This is a genomic window from Verrucosispora sp. NA02020, assembly GCF_013364215.1.
In the GTDB taxonomy this organism is placed as follows: domain Bacteria; phylum Actinomycetota; class Actinomycetes; order Mycobacteriales; family Micromonosporaceae; genus Micromonospora.
Window position 1 is genome coordinate 4,144,602 of record NZ_CP054923.1, and the last position, 18,074, is coordinate 4,162,675.

An 18,074-nucleotide genomic window follows, 5' to 3' on the forward strand; every position below is an offset into this window, starting at 1 on the left:
CCGCCCCGGGCCGCCCCGCCGGCCCGTCACCGCACCGGCGCCGGACCGCCGTACGACGCCGTGTCGACCACCGGAGGGGCCGTGCTGTCCCGCACCGTCAGGCGGGGAGCCAGCAGCGTCGTCTCCGGCACCGGTTCCTCGGCCAGCTTGCGCATCAGCAACGCCACCGCCTGCCGGCCGATCTCCTCGGCGGGCACCGGCACCGACGTGAGCCGGGGACCGGCGTGCTCGGCGAACTGGTCCGGGCAGACCGCCACCATCGACACGTCGTGCGGCACCCGCCGCCCCAATCCGGCCAGCGCCGCCTGCACCGCAGAGACGGCCGCCTCGTTCTGCACCACCAGGCCGGACAGGTCGGGGTGCCGGGCGAACAGCTCCACCACCCGGCGGCGGACGTCGCTCGCGTTCTCCTCGCACGGCATCGTCACCGCCTCGACACCGTGCCGGGCCGCCGCCTCCACCACCCCGGCGCGGGTCCGGTGCGCGAACCCGGTGCCCCGGTCGTAGACGGCGGCCGGCGCGCCCAGCAGCGCCACCCGCCGGTGCCCGAGACCGGCCAGGTGCTCCACGCACACCTGACCGGCCCGGTGGAAGTCCAGGTCCACGCAGGTCAGGCCGACAGTGTCGGCGGGTACACCGATCAGGACACTGGGTCGGCCCAGGCCCCGCAGCAGCGGCACCCGCGCGTCGTGCAGCTCCACGTCCATCACCAGCACCCCGTCGACCAGCGCCCCGGCGGCGACCCGACGCAGCCCCTCCGGGCCCTCGTCGGAGGTCACCAGCAGCACGTCGTGGTCGTGGCGGCGGGCCGAGGTCACCACCGCCGTGGCGAACTGCATCACCACCGGCACCTGGATGCCCGAGCGCAGCGGCAGCACCAGGGCGATCACGTTGGAGCGACGGCTGGCCAACGCCCGTGCCCCGGCGTTCGGGTGGTAGCCGAGCACCCGGATGCTGGCCAGGACCCGGTTGCGGGTCAGCTCCGAGATGGCCCGTTTGCCGCTGAGCACGTACGACACGGTGCTCACCGCGACACCCGCGTGCCGGGCCACGTCGGCGATGGTGGGTTGGCCCGACGCGCGCCGGCTCACCGGGCCCCGCTCGCGCTGTGCAGCCGCGTCGACCGGGGCGCCGCGTCGCCGCGTACCGCCAGCGCGCCGACCAGCCGCACGTCGGTGGCGGAGCGTCCGACCAGCACGCTGTGCGTGGCGTCCTCCACCACGAGCGCGCCCCGGTCGGCGTCCCACCAGCCCAGCTCGGCGGTGTGCAGCCGCAGCGTGACGGTCCGGCTCTCCCCGGGGGCCAGGGTGATCCGGTCGAAGTCGCGCAGTTGCCGCAGCGGCTGCTTGACCCGTGAGCGGCGTTGCCGGGTGTAGAGCTGCACCACCTCCACGCCGGGCCGGGAGCCGCTGTTGGTGACGTCCACGCTCACCTCGACCGTCTCACCGACCGTCGCGGTGTCGACGCTCAACCGCAGGTCGGCGTAGTCGAAGTGGGCGTAGGACAGGCCGTGCCCGAACGGGTACAGCGGGTCGCCCCGGAAGTACAGGTAGGTGGAGTCGGCGCCGATCACGTCGTAGTCGAGCAGGTCGGGCAGGTCGGCGGTGTCGGCGTACCAGGTCTGGGTGAGCCGGCCGGCCGGGTCGGCGTCGCCGAGCAGCACGTCGGCCAGGGCCCGGCCGTGTTCCTGCCCGCCGTGGGCGGACCAGAGCACCGCCGGCAGGTGCTGCTGCGCCCACCCGATGGCGTACGGGTAACTGCTGGTCAGCACCAGCACCGTGCGCGGGTTGGCGGCGTGTACGGCACGCAGCATGGCCTCCTGCCGGGCGGGCAGGGCCAGGTCCACCCGGTCCTCGGTCTCACGGCCGTTGACCATCGGGTGGTTGCCCACCGTCACCACCGCGACGTCGGCGTCGGCGGCCAACGCGGCGGCCTCGGCCGCACCGTCGATCACCAGGTCGATGCCGAAGGCGGTGGCGGTCTGCCGGTCGTCGCCGTCGACCCGCAGCCGCCCCTGGTCGTCGACGGTGACGTACCGGTCGGTGGCCAGGTGCCGCAGCAGCACGGTGCCGGCGGGCAGCGGGTCGAACTGGAACGTCTCGCGCACCACCCAGCCGCCCGGGCCGGGCCGGTCGTTGCGCAGGGCGCCGTCGTCGTCGACGCCGACGTGCCGGCCGTTGCCGACGGCCCGCAGCGCCACCGTGTCGCGTCCCCAGTCGAACACGTCGAACCGGGCGGCGTCGGCGCCGAGGGTCAACGGGCCGCCGTCGGCGGTGTCCGGGCAGCCCACGTGCCGGTCGCCGACCCGCAGCGCGACCCGGTCGGTGCCCGGGTGCGTGGTGACCTGCGGCAGCCGCCCGGCCAGACCCTGGTAGGTGGTGACCGCGTACGGCAGGGTGCCGCTGTACCAGTCCTCGTGGACGGTGTCGGCCAGCGGGCCGAGCACGGCGACCCGCGTACCGGCGGGCAGGGGCAGCAGACCCGTGTTGTGCAGTAGCACCACGGAGTCGCGGGCGGCCTGTCGGGCCAGGTCGCGGTGCGCCGGGCAGTCGACGACGTTGGCGGGTGTCGCGGCGTACGGGTCGTCGTGCGGGGGATCCAGGTCACCCAGGCGCAGCCGTACGGACAGGATGCGCCGTACCGCCCGGTCCACGTCGGAGGCGGTGATCAGGCCCCGGTCGAGTGCCTCGGTCAGCCGCCGCCGGGTGGGGGCGCTGTCGGTGTGGTTCTCGGTGAAGCTGTCGATGCCGGCGCGCAGCGCGGCGGCGAACCCGTGCACGTGGTCGGGTGTCTGGCCCTGCAGGTCGGTGAGGTTGCCGATCGCGCCGGCGTCGCCGACCACCAGCAGTTCGTCCGGTGACCAGCTGCGCAACTCGTCGTCGATCAGCGGGCTCAGGTGCGCGGGCACGCCGTCGACCAGGTTGTACGACGCCATCGCGCCGAGGGCGGCACCGGCGGCGATCGGGGCGCGGAAGGCGGGCAGCTCGTATTCGTGCAGCACCCGGGGCGGCAGGTCGCTGGAGGTGGTGGCCCGGTCGGTCTCGTTGTTGTAGGCGAGGAAGTGCTTGACCGTGGGGGCGGTCCGCAGCCGGTCGGGATGGTCGCCGCTCAGTCCTCGCGCGTACGCGGTGGCGAGCCGCCCGGTCAGCCACGGGTCCTCCGACCAGCCTTCCTCGTTGCGGCCCCAGCGGGGGTCGCGCAGCGGGTTGACCACGGGGGCCCACACGTTGAGGCCGACGAGGTCGGGGTCGGCGTGGTTCTTGGCGCGTACCTCGGTGCCGGTGGCCGCGCCGACGGCCCGGATCAGGTCGGGGTTCCAACTGCTGGCCAGGCCGATGACCTGGGGGAACACGGTGGCCTGGCCGAGCCAGGCGACGCCGTGCAGCGCTTCGGTGCCGGTCTTGAAGGGGCGCAGGCCGAGCCGGGGGACCGGGGCCTGCCACTGGTGCAGCAGGCCGATCTTCTCGGGCATGGTGAGCCGGGCCAGCAGGTCATCGATCCGGTCCCGGGGTGCGGGCAGGGTGCGGTCGGTCATGGTGGATCGCCTTCCAGTGCCCGGCGCGCCGGAGGTCGAAGCGCTTCGACGGCGGATGGCCGAGCGGCATCGCAGGTGACGGTGGGGTGACGGTCGCCGTCCCGGACGCAGGTGAAGCGCTTCGACGAACCGCGGAAAGCAAGCCGCCCCGGGTGCCCGAGCGGAGCGGCTCGCTTCGAGGTTGGCACCATCGACCGGTCCGGTCAAGACTCGGGACGCGGCGCCCAGGTCAGCGGGTCGGCAGGCGTCCCGCCTCGATGACGGCCAGGGCCGCGGTGGCGCCGCCGAGCGCCGCGGCGGTGTCCAGGGTGGAGGCGTCGAGTCGGACGCCCCCGGCGCCGGGGGCGTGGGCCCGCGCGGCGAGTTCGGAGCGGGCCGCCGGCAGCAGCCAGGGCGCCAGCGTCGCGAAGTGGTCGCCGAGGACCACCGCCTCCGGGTTGAGCAGGTCGGCCAGGACGGCCACGCCACGACCGAGGTGCCGGCCGGTCTCGGCCAGGCCGCTGCACACGGTCGGGTCGTCCTGGCGGGCCAGCGCCACGATCCGGGTCAGCTCGGGCAGGTAGTCGGTGACCGGGCCGTCGGCCTCCGCGTCGGGCAGCAGCCGGCGTACCACGGCGGGCAGGCCGACCAGCGCGGTCAGGCAGCCCCGGCCGCCGCAGTCGCAGGGCGGCCCGGCCGGGTCCACGGGCAGGTGGCCGATGCCGCCGGCGAAGCCGCGTCCGCCGCGCAACAGCCGGCCTGCGGCGATGATCCCGGCGCCGACGGTGATGCCGCCACTGAGGTGCACCAGGTCGGCGGTGCCCGCATACGCGCCGTGGCGCTGCTCGGCCAGGGCCGCGAGGTTGGCGACGCTGTCCACGGTGACGGTGAAGGCCGGTTCCCGGAGGGCCGCGCGCAGGTCGGCGGCGACCGGCACGTCCCGCCAGCCGAGAGCGTCGGACAGCGGGACCGCCCCGGCGGGGTCGACCAGCCCGGGCACCCCGAGGGTGAGGCCGAGCATGGTGCGGCCCTGTGCGGTGACCCGGCCGATCGCGCGGCGGGCCAGGGCGGTCAGGGCACGCAGGGTCTCGGCGGGGGAGACCGTGTCGGCGGCGAAGGCCCGTCGCCAGGTGAGCAGCCGGTTGCCGCCGAGGTCGATGGCGACCGCCACCAGTTCGTCGGCGCCCAGTTGCAGACCGAGGGCGGCGTACGGTTCGCCGTCGAGCACCAGCATCGTCGCCGGGCGACCGACCCGGTTCTCGGTGAGGCCGGTCTCGCGGACCAGCCGCTGGTCGATGAGTTCGGTGACGAGGCTGGAGACGGTGGCCTTGTTCAGGCCGGTGCGGGCGGCGATGTCGGCGCGCGAGCAGGGGGCGTGCAGTCGGACGTGCCGCAGGACCACCGCGCGGTTGGCGACCCGCACGTCACCGAGGTCGGTCGGCTGCGGCTCGTTCTGGATGCTGATCACGATCTGCCCGCTCCCTGCGCCGGTGTCGTGGCGCGCGCGTCCATCATCGCGTACCGCCGTGGCGGGACCGACCACGCCGTCCGGGCCGCCGGCACGCCCTGTCTTGTGGGACGGGATAGCCGTCGATTAGTTTGTTCGGCTAGAACCCCAACTAATCCTAGCCGGAGTCCCTCGCTCCGCAAACCGTTATCGACGACGACGAAGGGAGTGCGCCGTGACGCCTCTTGCGCGCACATCCACCGACCGCCGGACCATGCTGCGGTTGGTCGGCCTCGGTGCCGCCGCGACCGTGGGCGGCGGCGCCCTGGCCGGATGCAGCAAGGAAGCCGGGAGCCAGGGCAGCGCCACCAGCGCCGACGCCATCAAGGCGGTGCTGCCCACCTACCAGCGGGCCGAGCTGCTCAAGCCGGACATCCCCGGCGAGGGCCCGATCCCGGACGGCTACCTCAGCTACCCGCGCGAGCTCGTCGACGCGGTCACCGAGCAGCCCGGCCGGGGCGGCCCGCCGATCCAGACGATGAGCCCGTGGTGGGGCCCGACGCCACCGCCGCTGGGCCGCAACTCCTACCTCGCCGCGGTCAACGGCAAGCTCGGCGTGGAGGTCAACCCGAGCCTGCAGGACGGCCTGACCTACGCCGACAAACTCAACGCGATGCTCGGCGCCCGCGACGTGCCGGAGCTGCTGTCCGCGCCGAACTGGGAGGTGGACAAGGTCGCCCGCTTCTCCGACGCGGTCAAGGCGTTGTTCACCGACCTGACCGACCACCTCCAGGGCGACAACGCGGCGAAGTACCCGTACCTGGCGGCGCTGCCCAGCGGCGCCTGGGAGTACTCGGTCTGGGCCGGCCGGCTCTACGCCGTGCCGTTCCCCACCGACGGCCCGTTCGCGTGGGCCATGTTCTATCGCAAGGACCTGCTCGACGCCGCCGGCCTGGCCGCCCCGGCCAGCCCCGACGAGCTGTACGAGTTCGGCAAGAAGGCCACCGACCCGGCCAAGGGCGTGTGGGCCTTCGGCAGTGTCTTCGAGATGGTGCAGCAGTACTTCGGCTGCCACCAGACCTGGCGCAAGAAGCCCGACGGCGGCCTGCAGCACAAGTTCGAGGACCCGGCCTTCGAGGCGGCGCTGGCGTTCACCGCGCGGTTGTTCGCCGAGGGTCTGGTGCACCCGGACACGGTGGCCAGCAAGGGCGCCGACGAGAAGCAGCTGTTCAACTCCGGCAAGATCCTGATGTACCGCGACGGCCTCGGCGCCTGGCAGGGCATGCAGAGCGAACGGGCCAAGGAGCTGCCCACCTTCAATATGCAGCCGCTGCCGGTCTTCGGCGCGCAGGGTGCCCAGCCGGTCATCTGGGGCAGCGAGAAGCCGATCTTCTACACCTTCCTCAAGAAGGACCTGTCCGCCGAGCGGGTCGACGAGGTGCTGCGGGTGCTCAACTGGTGTGCCGCCCCGTTCGGCAGCCGGGAGTTCGAGCTGCGCGAGTACGGCGTGGAGGGACAGCACTTCAGCCGGGGCGCCGACGGCACGCCGACGCTGACCGAGCGGGGACGGACCGAGCTGGGCGCGCAGTACACCCACATCGGCGGTCGGGTGCCGGTCAAGGTGCGCAGTGGCGACACGCCCAACTTCGTGCAGGACTACCTCGGCTACTACCGCACCAACATCGCCTCGATCGAGAAGGACCTGTTCGCCGGGATCAAGCTGGAACTGCCGGCGAACTGGTCGAAGATCATCCAGCCGACCGACGACAAGATCCGCGACATCCTGCGCGGCCGTCGCCCGGTCAGCGACCTGGCCCAGGTACGCAAGGAGTTCCTCGACACCGGCGGCGAGGAGGGCCGCGCGTTCCACGAGAAGGCGCTCGCCGACAACGGCCGATGAGCGGGCGGACAACCGTGCGCGCGAGCGGTGTCGGGGGACCGGCGTGAGCGCCCCCGGCACCGTCGAGGAGCGACCACCCGCCGGACGTACGCCGCCACCGCGGCGTCCCCGGCGCGGTGGGCGGCGCAGCCTGCGGGCCCGGCTGCGCCGCGACTGGCCGCTGCTGGCGATGGCCGCCCCGGCGGCGCTGCTGCTGCTGGTCTTCCACTACCTGCCCACGCTGGGCAACGTCATCGCCTTCCAGGACTACAACCCGTTCGTCGGCGACGACCCGCTGGACGCGTTCCTCAACAGCGAGTGGATCGGCTTCGGCAACTTCGAGGCACTCTTCCGCGACCCGCTGTTCTGGGACGCGGTCCGCAACACGCTGAGCATCACCGCCTTCCAGTTGGTGTTCTTCTTCCCGCTGCCGATCCTGCTGGCGCTCATCCTCAACAGCGTGGTCTCCGGGCGGCTGCGCGGATTCGTGCAGAGCGTCGTCTACCTGCCGCACTTCTTCAGCTGGGTGCTGGTGGTGACGTTCTTCGTGCAGATGTTCGGCGGGGCCGGGCTGCTGGCCCAGGAGATGCGCCAGGCCGGTATGCAGCCCTGGGAGATCATGACCAACCCGGACACGTTCATCGTGCTGGTCACCGCCGAGGCGGTCTGGAAGGACCTGGGTTGGGGCGCGATCGTCTTCCTGGCCGCGCTCTCCGCGATCGACCAGAACCTGTACGAGGCGGCGGCGGCCGACGGCGCCGGGCGGTGGCGGCGACTGTGGCACATCACCCTGCCCGGTCTGCGTCCGGTGATCGTGCTGCTGCTCATCATGCGGCTCGGCGACGCGCTCTCGGTCGGCTTCGAGCAGTTCATCCTGCAACGTGAGGCGGTCGGCCGGGAGGCCGCGGAAGTGCTCGACACCTTCGTCTACTACCAGGCGATCAGTACCCAGCAGTGGGGACTCGGCGCCGCGGCGGGCCTGTTCAAGGCGGTGGTCGGCCTGGCGCTGATCATCACCGCGAACAAGGTCGCGCACCGGCTCGGCGAGCAGGGGGTGTACGCGAAATCATGACCGCGCAGCTCAGTGGTGCCGGACCGGTGCCCGTGGCACCGACGACGGCGGGGCCACCCGGACCGCCGCCCCGGCGACGCCACCCCGGTCGTCCGGTGTGGGCGGGCCGCCCCTCGACGTCCCTGACCATCGGCAAGGGCGTCGTGCTCACCCTGCTGGTCGCGGCGGTGCTGGTGCCGCTCTGGGCGGTGCTGGTCACCAGTCTCGCCTCGCGCGGCACCATCGATGACGCGGGCGGCATGGTCGTCATCCCCCGGGAGATCGACCCGTCGGCGTACATCACCATCTTCAGCGGCGGTGACGTCACCCGGGCGGTGTGGATCAGCACCCTGGTGACCGTGCTCGGCACCACGGTCAGCCTGCTGCTCACCGTGCTGGCCGCGTACGGGCTGTCCCGGCCCGGTTCGGTCGGCCACCGTGGACTGCTGTTCTACTTCCTGCTGACGTTCCTGATCTTCCCGGGGCTGGTGCCGAGCTATCTGGTGGTGACCGGCCTGGGTCTCAAGGACAGCATCTGGTCACTGATCCTGCCCAGCGCGATCAGCGTGTTCAACCTGGTGGTGATCCGCGCGTTCTTCATGAACGTGCCGGCCGAACTGCTCGACAGCGCCCGCATCGACGGCGCGGGCGAAGTGCGCATCCTCACCCGGATCGTGCTGCCGCTGTCCAAGGCGGTGATCGCCGTGGTCGGCCTCTTCTACGCGGTCGGCTACTGGAACGCGTACTTCAACGCGGTGCTCTACATCGACTCCAACGACAAGTTCCCGATCCAGCGGGTGCTGCAGAGCTACATCCTGGCCGGACAGTCACCGAACGTCTCCGGCGCGTCGGTGAGCCTGCCCGGCGTGACCGCGTACCCGCCGACGCTCGCGGTCAAGATGGCCGTGGTGATCGTGACGGTCATCCCCGCCGTGATCATCTATCCGTTCGTGCAACGGCACTTCACCAAGGGTGTGATCACCGGCGCGGTGAAGGGCTGACCGGGCGCGGTGCGGCCGCCCGGCAGGGGCCGGACCCACCTCGGTGGGTCCGGCCCCGTCACGCGGGGGGCCCGACTCCGTCCAGCCGGGCCCCCCGCGCGACGGCCGGCCCTACGCGGGGAACAGACCCGCGAAGGGCACGACGGTCACCGCCGCACCGTTGAGCAGTGGCCGGGCCGGCAGGTCGGACTCGCCGACCCCGGCGAAGGCCAACTGCCCCACCAGCAGTGGCCCTCGCGTCCTGATCCGCAACTCGTCGCCGTCGCGGAACGCCTCGATGACGGTGTCGCCGTCGACGTCGTGCACCACCGTGCGCCCCTCGACGGCACCCCAGCTGACCAGCGTGACGTCGCGGAAGGGCCGGTCACCGACGGTCGGGTGCGGCGCGACCAGCGGCAACAGCGTGCCGTGACGCACGTACAGCGGGGTGCGCGACAGCGGCACGGTGACCCGCAGGTGCCGCCCGCCCGGGTGCCGCTCGCCGGTGGCCGCGTCGATCCAGTCGTCCCCGACGGGGAGATAGACGTCCCGCTGCCCGGTCGGGTCCAGCACCGGCGCCACCAGCAGGTCGGTGCCGAGGCGGTACTGCAGGTCGGTGGTCCAGGCCGTCGGGTCCTGCGGGGTGTCGACCAGCAGGGCACGCATCATCGGCGCGCCGGTACGGGCCGCCTGCACCGCCGCCGACCACAGGTACGGCATGAGCCGGTACCGCAGCCGCAGCGCGGCGACCGCGTGTCGTTCGGTCTCGGCGGGGAAGTCCCAGGGCAGCCGGCTGGTGGTGCCGTGCAGCCGCAGCAGCGGCGACAACGCCCCGAACTGCGACCAGCGGACGTACAGGTCGGGTTCCGGGGTGCCGTGGAAACCGCCGGTGTCGTGGCTCCAGAACGGCACCCCGGACAGGCCGTGCGACAACCCGCCGCGCAGCGTGCTGGCCAGCGCCGGCCAGGTGGCGTTGACGTCGCCGCTCCACTGTGCGCTGTGCCGCTGCCCGCCCAGGTACGACGAGCGCGCCCACACCGCCCGGTGACCGGCCACCTCCTGGGTGACCTGGGCGACCACGTCGTTGAAGAGCAGGCTGTAGACGTTGTGCAGTTCGACGCCGGTCATCCCGTTGTGGGCCACCGCGTCGGCCGGCACCCCCTCGGCGAAGTCCGTCTTGAACACGGCCACGCCCTGTTCCAGCAGTGGCCGCAGCAGGCCGGTGAACCAGTCGACGGCGGCCGGGTTGGTCAGGTCCACGATGGCGCTGACCGGGTAGCTGCCGTGCCACACGTCGGCGACGTACGTGCTGCCGTCGGGGCGGCGCAGGAAGTAGCCGGCCCGGTCCGCCTCGGCGTAGAGCGGGCTGCCGGTCATCAGGTACGGGTTCATCCAGAGGCAGACCTGGAAGCCCTGCTCGCCGAGGGTCCGCAGCATCCCGGCCGGGTCGGGGAACGCCTCGGCGTCCCACCGCAGGTCCGACCAGTTCCCGGCGACCTGCCAGTAGCAGTCCAGGTGCAGCACGTCGCAGGGGATGTCGCGCTCGCGGATGCGACGGGCCCGTTCCAGCACCTGGTCCTGCCTGTCCGGATAGAAGCCGGAGGAGATCCAGGCGCCGAACGCCCAGCGGGGCGGCAGGTACGGCCGACCGGTGAGCCGGTCGAACCGGTCCAGCACCTCGGCGGGGGTCGGTCCGGCCAGCACGTAGTAGTCCAGCAGGTCGTCGGGGACCAGGATCTGGACCGTGCTGTGGGTGGACTGGCAGACGTCGAACTGCACCGGCAGGCCGCTGTCGACCAGCAGCCCGTAGCCCCGGTTGGACAGATAGAACGGCACGTTCTTGTGCGACCGGTCGGACTCGCTGCCGAAGGCGTCGAAGTTCCACATCAACGCCCGCTGGCCGCGCTTGTCCAGCGGGGTGAACTTCTCCCCGAAGCCGACGAACCGTTCGTCACCGGGCGCGACGAAGCTCTCGTGCCAGGCGACGCGGACCCCGTCGACGGTGGAGCGGCCGAAGGGCAGGGTGCGCCGCCGGCCGCTGATGTCGACCGTGCCGGGGTCCTGTTCCAGCAGGACGGTGCCGTCGGGGCGCAGGAACCGGATCCGCCACGGGTCGAGGCTGATCTCGGCGACCACCGCCCCGGCGTCGACGCGTACCCACCGGTCGTCGCCGGTCACGGTGGCCGGCCGCACCTCCGGGCGGACCAGCGTCACCGCGCGCGCGGAGCGGGTCCGGGCCTGGGGGTCCTCAGCGAGCCGGACCCGGATCACGCCGTCACCGGCCGCCTCCACCCGGACCACCGCCGTCACCCCGTCGGTCAGCGCCGCCTTGAAGGTGGCCCCGGACGTGTCGCCGCCGACGAACTCGGCCCGGCCCACCACCGCGGTCCCACCCTCACCGGGGGAGCGGGCGGGCAGGTCGGGTGGGTCGGCCACGAACGTCTCGTACGGCACCAACGGCGGTCGGTACGGCATCGGCTCTCCTCAGCGACGGTACGGCGGTGCGGATAGTTTCTTTAATTACCCAACGAACTGTCAACGAGGATCATCGATGCCGAAACTATCGGCGCCGTTGACATGGGCAAACCGCCTCCATAGTTTGGACAGATCATCAACTAATCCGACGGATGGTGGACGATGTGGCACGACGGTCGGCTCTGCTACGGCGGTGACTACAACCCGGAGCAGTGGCCGGCGGAGGTCTGGGCCGAGGACGTCGCGCTGATGCGTCGGGCCGGGATCACCCTGGTCACCGTCGGCGTGTTCGCCTGGTCCCGCCTCGAACCGGCCCCCGGCCGGTACACCTTCGACTGGCTCGACCAGGTCCTCGACCTGCTGCACGACGGCGGCATCCGGGTCGCCCTGGCCACCCCCACCGCCTCCCCGCCACCCTGGTTCTCCCTCGCCCACCCGGGCGCACTGCCGGTCACCGCCGACGGCGTCCGCCTGCACCACGGCAGCCGCGACACCTACTGCGCCGCCGCCCCCGCCTACCGCTCCGCCGCCCGCCGCATCACCGCCGCCCTCGCCGACCGGTACGCCCACCACTCGGCCGTGGCGCTGTGGCGGGTGCACAACGAGTACGGCACCACCTGCCACTGCGAGCACACCGCCCGCGCCTTCCGACGGTGGCTGGCCGGACGCTACGGCGACCTGGCCGCCCTCAACGACGCCTGGGTCACCAGCTTCTGGAGCCAGCACTACTCCGACTGGGCGCAGATCAGCACCCCCCGCGCCACCCAGTACCTCGGCAACCCCGGCCAACTCCTGGACTTCCGCCGCTTCTGGTCCGACACGCTGCTCGCCGCGTACGCCGAACAGCGGGACCTGCTGCGCCTCGCCGCACCGCAGACCCCGGTCACCACCAACTACGTACTCGGCGACTGGGTGCCGGTCGACCACGCCCGCTGGGCCCGCGAGGTGGACCTGGTCGCCGTCGACCACTACCCGTCGGCCGTCGACGGCGGCGCCGAGGAACAGACCGCGCTCGTCGGCGACCTGGCCCGGGGCTGGGCCCGGCACACCACCGCCGACCCGACCTGGTTGCTGATGGAGAGCGCCGCCCAGCAGATCCACACCACCGGCCGGTCACACACCAAGGAGCCGGGACGGATGCTGCGCCACAGCCTGGCGCACGTGGCCCGCGGCTCGCACGGCGCGATGTTCTTCCAGTGGCGGGCACCCGCCGGTGGCGCCGAACGCTTCCACTCCGCCCTGGTGCCGCACGCCGGCCCGGACAGCCGGGCGTTCCGCGAGGCGGTCGAGCTCGGCGCGGCGCTGGAACGGCTCACCGAGGTACGCGGCCGGGTCGAGGCGTCCGTGGCGCTGGCCGTCGACGCCCCGAGTGGCTGGGCGCTACGCCACCCGGGCATGCCCTCGACCCGACTCGACCACCAGCAGGAACTCGCCGCCGCCCACCGGGCCCTGTGGCACACCGGCCACGGCTGCGACACGGTCGCCCCCGGCGACCCCCTCGACGGGTACAGGCTGCTCGTCCTGCCCGCGCTCTACCTCACCGACGACACCACCGCCGAGTGGATCGGCGAGTACGTCCACCACGGCGGTCACCTGCTGGCCACGTACCTCAGCGGCACCGCCGACGGGTACGCCCGGGTCCGGCTCGGCGGTTACCCGGGCGCCCTGCGCGACGTGCTCGGCGTACGGGTGGAGGAGTTCCACCCGCTCGCCGACGGCGACCACGTCCGACTCGGCGACGGCGGCACCGGCCGGATCTGGGCCGAGACGGTCCATCTGACCGGCGCGGAGACCATCACCGCGTACGTCGGCGGGGTGCTCGACGGGTCACCGGCGATCACGCGGCACCGGCACGGCGCCGGCACCGCCTGGTACGTCTCCACCCGCCCCGACGACGCCACCTACCGCCGGTTGCTGGACACCGCCGCCCGCGCCGCCGGTGTCACCCCGGTCTGTCCGGGCGCACCCGCCGGGGTCGAGGCGGTCCGTCGCCTCGGTGACGGGGTGAGCTGGCTGTTCCTGCTCAACCACACCGACCGCGCGCAGCGCGTACCGGCCTGCGGCCGGGACCTGCTCACCGACGCCGAGGTCGACGAGGCGGTGACTCTGTCCCCCGGCGGGGTGGCCGTGCTGCGCGAGGAGCTGACCGGAACTGCCCAGGCGGAGACTACGACCTGATCGGTCCCAGCAAGCGTGGCGTCCAGCCCGAAGCGGTAACACACTTCGCCGTGGGCGAGGCGGTCTCAAACCTGCTGGATCTGGGCGTACTGCGGTGCTCACCCGGAGGCTTGACTTCACCTGAGGTTGAAGGTCGAGCATGGCCGACATGGATCGTCGCGCACGTGTCATCGGCCTGGTGCTCGCCCTCGGTGGGCTGATGGTCACCGTCGACACCACCGTCACTCTGGTGGCGGTCCCCGCGATCGTCGCGGACCTCGATTCGACCCTGCCTGCGGTGCAGTGGGTCACCAGCGGCTACCTGCTCGGCGTCGTCGCGGTGACACCGCTCGCCGGCTGGGCGGCGAACCGCTACGGTGCCCGCCGCGTGTACGTGACCGCGCTGGCGATCTTCACCGTCTCCTCGGCTCTGGCCGGCCTGGCCTGGGACGCCGGGTCGCTCACCGTGTTCCGGATCCTGCAAGGGCTCGGCGGCGGCCTGCTCAACCCCGTGGGTACGGCCATCGGCCTGCGCGCCGTGCCCCGCGAATTCCGCGGTCGATTGATGAGCCTGCTGGGCCTGCCCGTCGTCATCGGTCCCGTCCTCGGCCCACCACTTGCCGGCTGGCTCGTCGACGCCGCCTCCTGGCGCTGGATCTTCCTTCTCAACGTGCCGATCGGCGCCGCCGCCGTGCTGCTGTGCACGCGGCTGCTGCCACCCCAACCCGCCGACCCGGCCCCGCCCGCGCGGATGGACTGGACCGGCCTGGCGCAGGTGTCCGGCGGCGCCGTGCTGCTCGTGCTGGGGTGCACCCTCATCGGAGAGACCGGCGAGATGACCATCGAGGTAGCCGCCGCGCTCGGCGCGGGGATGTCGCTCCTGGCCGCGTTCGTCGTCCGCGCCCTGCGGACGGATGCCCCGCTGGTGGACCTGCGGCTGCTGCGACACCGCCCCCTCGCCGCCGGCCTGGCGGTGCTGGTGTGTTTCGGTGCCGCCTACTTCGGAGCGATGTCGATCCTGCCGATCTACGTCCAAGGTGTCCGTGGCGACCCCGCCGCCCTGGCCGGCACCATCACCATCCCGATGGCTCTCGCCGTCGGAGTGACCCTGCAGATCGCCACCCGACTGGTCGACCGAGTGCGACCGGCACGCATCGTGTTCACCGGCGTCACGTTGGGCCTGCTCGGCAGCATCGCACTCCTGATCACGACGACGAGCGGCGCGTCGTACCCGATGATCGCCGCCGCGGCGGCCGTTCTCGGCGTCGGATCCGGCGCCACCCTGATGCCGACCATGACCGTGGCCGTACGCGACCTGGAACACGAGGACACCCCACGCGGTACGACGCTGCTCGCGCTTGTCCAGCAGATGGCCAGCGCGGTCGGTGTCGCCCTCGTGGCCACCACCCTCACCGTGGTGGTGTCCGCCCGGGTGCCCGAACTGGCCACCACCGACACCGGTGGGCTCGCGGCGATGCTCGCCCTCGACCTGTCCGCCCGTGCCGAGCTCGAACCCCAGCTTGCCGGAGCGGTCGGCAGTAGCTACGCCGTCGCCGCAGTCCTCATGGTGCTGAGCGCACTGGCGGCAGTCGTGGGCCTGCGTACGAGTCGCGGTGAGCGTCGTCAGGGGCGGCGCAGCCGCAGGGCCACGAAGCTCGGGCGCTCGGTCAGTCGCGCGTAGCGCTCCGGGTCGGTGGTGCGCAGCGTCTCGACCGCCCTCGGCTCGACCAGCCGCTCCAGCACGAACCCCGCGTCGAGCACCTCGGTTATCAGGGACTCAAGGGTCATCCGCTGCAAGCGCATGGTGATCCCGTCCGCCATCGGGAACTCGACCCAGCTCTCGTCGAAGTACGATCCGCCGTAGTACCGCCAGTCCGACGCCGGATGTGTCGTCGACAGCAGGAACCAACCGCCCGGCCGCAGCACTCGCCGCACCTCGCCGAGGAACCGGACGCGGTCGGTCAGGTGGTGCAGGACCAGCGCGCAGACGGCCCCGTCGAACGACGCGTCGGCCGCGAATTCCAGCGGGGAGTCCAAGTCGTGCTGGCGGACGTCGGCGCGATCGCCGAGCACGGCCCGGGCGTGCTCGACCAGCGTGGCGCTGCCGTCGACCGCCACCACCTCGGCTCCCCGGGCGACAAACTCGGCCGCGTAGTGGCCGCCACCACAGCCGGCGTCCAGGACCCGCAGACCGGCCACGTCACCGGCGAGCGTGAGCATGGCCGGCCGGTCCGTGTAGGCATTGTGCGGACTGTCAGCGGCGTGCGCCGCGAAGACGTCACCGGCCTGGTCGTGGTACGCGTGGGCTGCGGGCATCCGGGAAGCTTGCCGAGGTGGTGACGCGGGACGCAAGTCGTCGAGCAGGAAGAACGCTTCCACCGCCCCGGTACCCTGGGGGAACGGGGAGGTGGAACGCGTGGACAGGATGTGGGAGGCGTCGGTCGAGGCGCAGATCCGCTCGGCGCAGGAACGCGGGGAGTTCGACGACCTGCCCGGCGCGGGCCGCCCGATCCCGGGCCGGGGGATGCCCTACGACGAGTCCTGGTGGATCAAGAGCTTCATGGAACGCGAGAAGCTCCCCACCGACCTGCTGCTACCCACCCCGCTGCTGCTGCGCCGCCGCATCGAGCGCCTGCCCGACGAGGTCCGCGACCTCCCCACCGAGCAGGCCGTACGCTCCTGCGTCGCCGACCTGAACGCCGAGGTGATGGCCTGGCTGCGCAACCCGTCCGGCCCTCGCGTCGTGGTGCGCCCGGTCGACGCCGACACCGTGGTGTCGACGTGGCGGGCCGCGCGTCGCGCCGCCGCCGACCCAGCGGTCCCCCTGGCCGCCCCGCCGTCCGCACCCCGGTGGTCCTGGTTCCCGTTCCGCCGACGCCGCGCCGCCTGATCCGTCCCGTGGCGATCCTGCTCGACGGTGTCGAGGGCCTCCGCGCGGCAGGCTGTCACCGCGCCGACCCGAACCACCGGGGCAGGTGGTCCCGCAGACTCTGCCGCTCGGCACCGACCCACACCACGTGGCCGTCCGGCCGCAGCAGCACGGCCGGCACGTCCAGTTCCTCGCTCACGTCGACGACATGGTCGACGCGGTCCGCCCAACCGTCGACCGAGAGCCGGCCGGTCTGGTCGAGCAGGAGTCCGCGTCCGGTGCGCGTCAGCTCGTAGAGACGCCCCCGGCCCAGGCGTACGTCCCGCATCCGGCGGCCGAGCAGTTCGTGGCCCGCACCGACGTCGTACCGGATCGAGATCGCGGTGATCTTCTCGATCAGGTACCGATTGACCTCCTCGAACTCCATCAGGTGCGACAGCAGCCGTCGCACCGCGAGCGGACCCGGCTCGGTGGAGAGCAGCTCCATCTGCGCGCGGGTGCTGTCGAGGACGTCGGCGGCCACCGGGTGCCGTTCCGTGTGGTAACTGTCCAACAGCCCTTCCGGCGCCCAGCCACCCACCTCTGCGGCCAGCTTCCAACCGAGGTTGACGGCGTCCTGGATGCCGAGGTTGAGGCCCTGCCCGCCGACGGGCGGGTGGATGTGCGCGGCGTCGCCGGCCAGCAGCACCCGCCCGGTCCGGTACCGCGTGACCAGCCGGGTGGCGTCGCCGAAGCGCGACATCCAGCGGGGCGAGTGCACGCCGAAGTCGGTGCCGGCGTACTTGCGCAGTTGACGCCGGAAGTCGTCGAGGGTCGGCGGGACGGCCCGATCTTCGGCCACCTTCTCGGCGGGTACGACGACGCGGCACATGCCGTCCCCGACCGGGCCGACACCGAACCGCTTCTGGGTCCTGCGTACGTCGGCCACGACAGCGGCCAGCGTCTCCGTCGGTGTGGTCACCCGCATCTCGCCCAGCAGCGTGTCGACCCGGCTCGGTTCACCGGGGAAGTCCACACCGAGCAGTCTGCGGACGCTGCTGCGTCCACCGTCGCAGCCGACCAGGTAGCGCGAGCGCAGTCGGGTGCCGTCGGCCAGTTCGACGGTGACACCCTGCTCGTCCTGGCTCAGCCCGACCAGTTCGCCGCCGCGCCGGATCTCGGCACCGAGTTCCGTGGCGCGTTCGGCCAGCAACCGGTCGGTGACGGGCTGCGGGATGCCGAGAACGTAGGGATGTGCGGTGTCCAGCCGTACGGGTGCGGGCGTGTCGAGGCCGGCGAAGAACCCTGTGAGCGGGCGCCGCCGGCCGTACGCGAGGAAGCGTTCCAGCAGGCCCCGCTGGTCCAGCACCTCGATGCTGCGGACGTGCAGGCCGAGTGCGCGTACGAAGGCGGGCGGCTCGGGTTCCTTCTCCACCACGAGTACGCGCACGCCGTGCAGTCGTAGTTCGGCGGCCAGCATCAGGCCGGTCGGTCCGGCCCCGGCGACGATCACGTCGACCATGACATTCCCCTTGTTTCCGCAGCTCCTGGCTTCGGCGCCCGATTGTGCGCCCCGGCCGGGGTCTTGCCGCAAGCCCCGGGGTGAGCTGTACGGTGAAGGTGGCGGCACGGGATGCCCTTGCGCTTCGCGCTCCCACCGGCCCGCCGCCTCACACGCCGGCACTCTGCGCCATCGCGCGACACACCCCGGCCCACGCCACTC

At 72.5% G+C, this 18,074-nt stretch carries 12 protein-coding genes; 6 read left to right on the forward strand and 6 right to left on the reverse strand.

Features of this window, described 5'->3' with window-relative positions; all coding sequences use genetic code 11:
* Positions 1-26: 26 nt before the first annotated feature.
* The 3 genes from HUT12_RS17940 to HUT12_RS17950 all read right to left on the reverse strand — a co-directional run bounded on the left by HUT12_RS17940 (position 27) and on the right by HUT12_RS17950 (position 4,982).
* Positions 27-1,091 carry a LacI family DNA-binding transcriptional regulator gene (locus HUT12_RS17940; protein WP_176094114.1) on the reverse strand — a complete coding sequence of 355 codons (1,065 nt, stop codon included), beginning with the start codon at positions 1,089-1,091 and terminating at the stop codon, positions 27-29.
* Complete coding sequence (locus tag HUT12_RS17945) at positions 1,088-3,535, reverse strand: beta-glucosidase (protein ID WP_176094115.1); 2,448 nt, start codon at positions 3,533-3,535, stop codon at positions 1,088-1,090. The genes HUT12_RS17940 and HUT12_RS17945 overlap by 4 nt, the downstream gene beginning before the upstream one ends.
* 229 nt (positions 3,536-3,764) lie before the next feature.
* Positions 3,765-4,982, reverse strand: a complete 1,218-nt coding sequence (locus HUT12_RS17950; RefSeq protein WP_176094116.1) for an ROK family transcriptional regulator — start codon at positions 4,980-4,982, stop codon at positions 3,765-3,767.
* 214 nt (positions 4,983-5,196) lie between these two features.
* On the opposite strand from HUT12_RS17950, the gene HUT12_RS17955 reads away from it, so the two are divergent.
* Genes HUT12_RS17955 through HUT12_RS17965 form a run of 3 tightly spaced genes read left to right on the forward strand, consistent with a single transcriptional unit; the run spans position 5,197 to position 8,892 of the window.
* A complete protein-coding gene (locus HUT12_RS17955; protein WP_236146043.1) occupies positions 5,197-6,861 on the forward strand; it encodes an extracellular solute-binding protein in 1,665 nt (554 codons plus the stop codon).
* A gap of 43 nt (positions 6,862-6,904) precedes the next feature.
* Positions 6,905-7,912 (forward strand): sugar ABC transporter permease, encoded by a 1,008-nt coding sequence (locus HUT12_RS17960; protein ID WP_176094117.1) that lies wholly within the window; start codon positions 6,905-6,907, stop codon positions 7,910-7,912.
* Positions 7,909-8,892 (forward strand): carbohydrate ABC transporter permease, encoded by a 984-nt coding sequence (locus HUT12_RS17965; RefSeq protein WP_176094118.1) that lies wholly within the window; start codon positions 7,909-7,911, stop codon positions 8,890-8,892. The genes HUT12_RS17960 and HUT12_RS17965 overlap by 4 nt, the downstream gene beginning before the upstream one ends.
* A 111-nt stretch (positions 8,893-9,003) precedes the next feature.
* Here HUT12_RS17965 and HUT12_RS17970 read toward each other — a convergent pair whose 3' ends face one another.
* Positions 9,004-11,346, reverse strand: coding sequence for a TIM-barrel domain-containing protein (locus tag HUT12_RS17970; protein ID WP_176094119.1), 2,343 nt, complete (start codon positions 11,344-11,346; stop codon positions 9,004-9,006).
* Between the two features lie 162 nt (positions 11,347-11,508).
* Between HUT12_RS17970 and HUT12_RS17975 the strand changes: the two genes are divergently transcribed.
* Together HUT12_RS17975 and HUT12_RS17980 are read left to right on the forward strand one after the other, a co-directional pair.
* Positions 11,509-13,524, forward strand: coding sequence for a beta-galactosidase (locus HUT12_RS17975; protein ID WP_176094120.1), 2,016 nt, complete (start codon positions 11,509-11,511; stop codon positions 13,522-13,524).
* 148 nt (positions 13,525-13,672) lie between these two features.
* Complete coding sequence (locus HUT12_RS17980; protein ID WP_176094121.1) at positions 13,673-15,184, forward strand: DHA2 family efflux MFS transporter permease subunit; 1,512 nt, start codon at positions 13,673-13,675, stop codon at positions 15,182-15,184.
* Here the strand turns inward: HUT12_RS17980 and HUT12_RS17985 are convergent.
* The gene (locus tag HUT12_RS17985; protein WP_176094122.1) at positions 15,127-15,819 is read right to left on the reverse strand and encodes a class I SAM-dependent methyltransferase; all 693 of its coding nucleotides are present in this window, start codon (positions 15,817-15,819) and stop codon (positions 15,127-15,129) included. The genes HUT12_RS17980 and HUT12_RS17985 overlap by 58 nt on opposite strands.
* Before the next feature lie 109 nt (positions 15,820-15,928).
* On the opposite strand from HUT12_RS17985, the gene HUT12_RS17990 reads away from it, so the two are divergent.
* Positions 15,929-16,393, forward strand: coding sequence for a DUF1992 domain-containing protein (locus HUT12_RS17990; RefSeq protein WP_176095846.1), 465 nt, complete (start codon positions 15,929-15,931; stop codon positions 16,391-16,393).
* 55 nt (positions 16,394-16,448) lie between these two features.
* Here HUT12_RS17990 and rox read toward each other — a convergent pair whose 3' ends face one another.
* Positions 16,449-17,873: a rifampin monooxygenase gene (rox, locus tag HUT12_RS17995; protein ID WP_176094123.1), complete on the reverse strand. Its 1,425-nt coding sequence runs from the start codon at positions 17,871-17,873 to the stop codon at positions 16,449-16,451.
* Positions 17,874-18,074 lie beyond the last annotated feature (201 nt).

What these genes read in the sequence shown, in the direction of transcription:
- HUT12_RS17945 (WP_176094115.1), bottom strand. Translation starts at nt 3,535, where the DNA reads ATGACCGACCGCACCCTGCCCGCACCCCGGGACCGGATCGATGACCTG.
- HUT12_RS17965 (WP_176094118.1), top strand. Translation starts at nt 7,909, where the DNA reads ATGACCGCGCAGCTCAGTGGTGCCGGACCGGTGCCCGTGGCACCGACG.
- HUT12_RS17970 (WP_176094119.1), bottom strand. Translation starts at nt 11,346, where the DNA reads ATGCCGTACCGACCGCCGTTGGTGCCGTACGAGACGTTCGTGGCCGAC.
- HUT12_RS17975 (WP_176094120.1), top strand. Translation starts at nt 11,509, where the DNA reads ATGTGGCACGACGGTCGGCTCTGCTACGGCGGTGACTACAACCCGGAG.
- HUT12_RS17980 (WP_176094121.1), top strand. Translation starts at nt 13,673, where the DNA reads ATGGATCGTCGCGCACGTGTCATCGGCCTGGTGCTCGCCCTCGGTGGG.
- HUT12_RS17985 (WP_176094122.1), bottom strand. Translation starts at nt 15,819, where the DNA reads ATGCCCGCAGCCCACGCGTACCACGACCAGGCCGGTGACGTCTTCGCG.
- HUT12_RS17990 (WP_176095846.1), top strand. Translation starts at nt 15,929, where the DNA reads ATGTGGGAGGCGTCGGTCGAGGCGCAGATCCGCTCGGCGCAGGAACGC.
- rox (WP_176094123.1), bottom strand. Translation starts at nt 17,873, where the DNA reads ATGGTCGACGTGATCGTCGCCGGGGCCGGACCGACCGGCCTGATGCTG.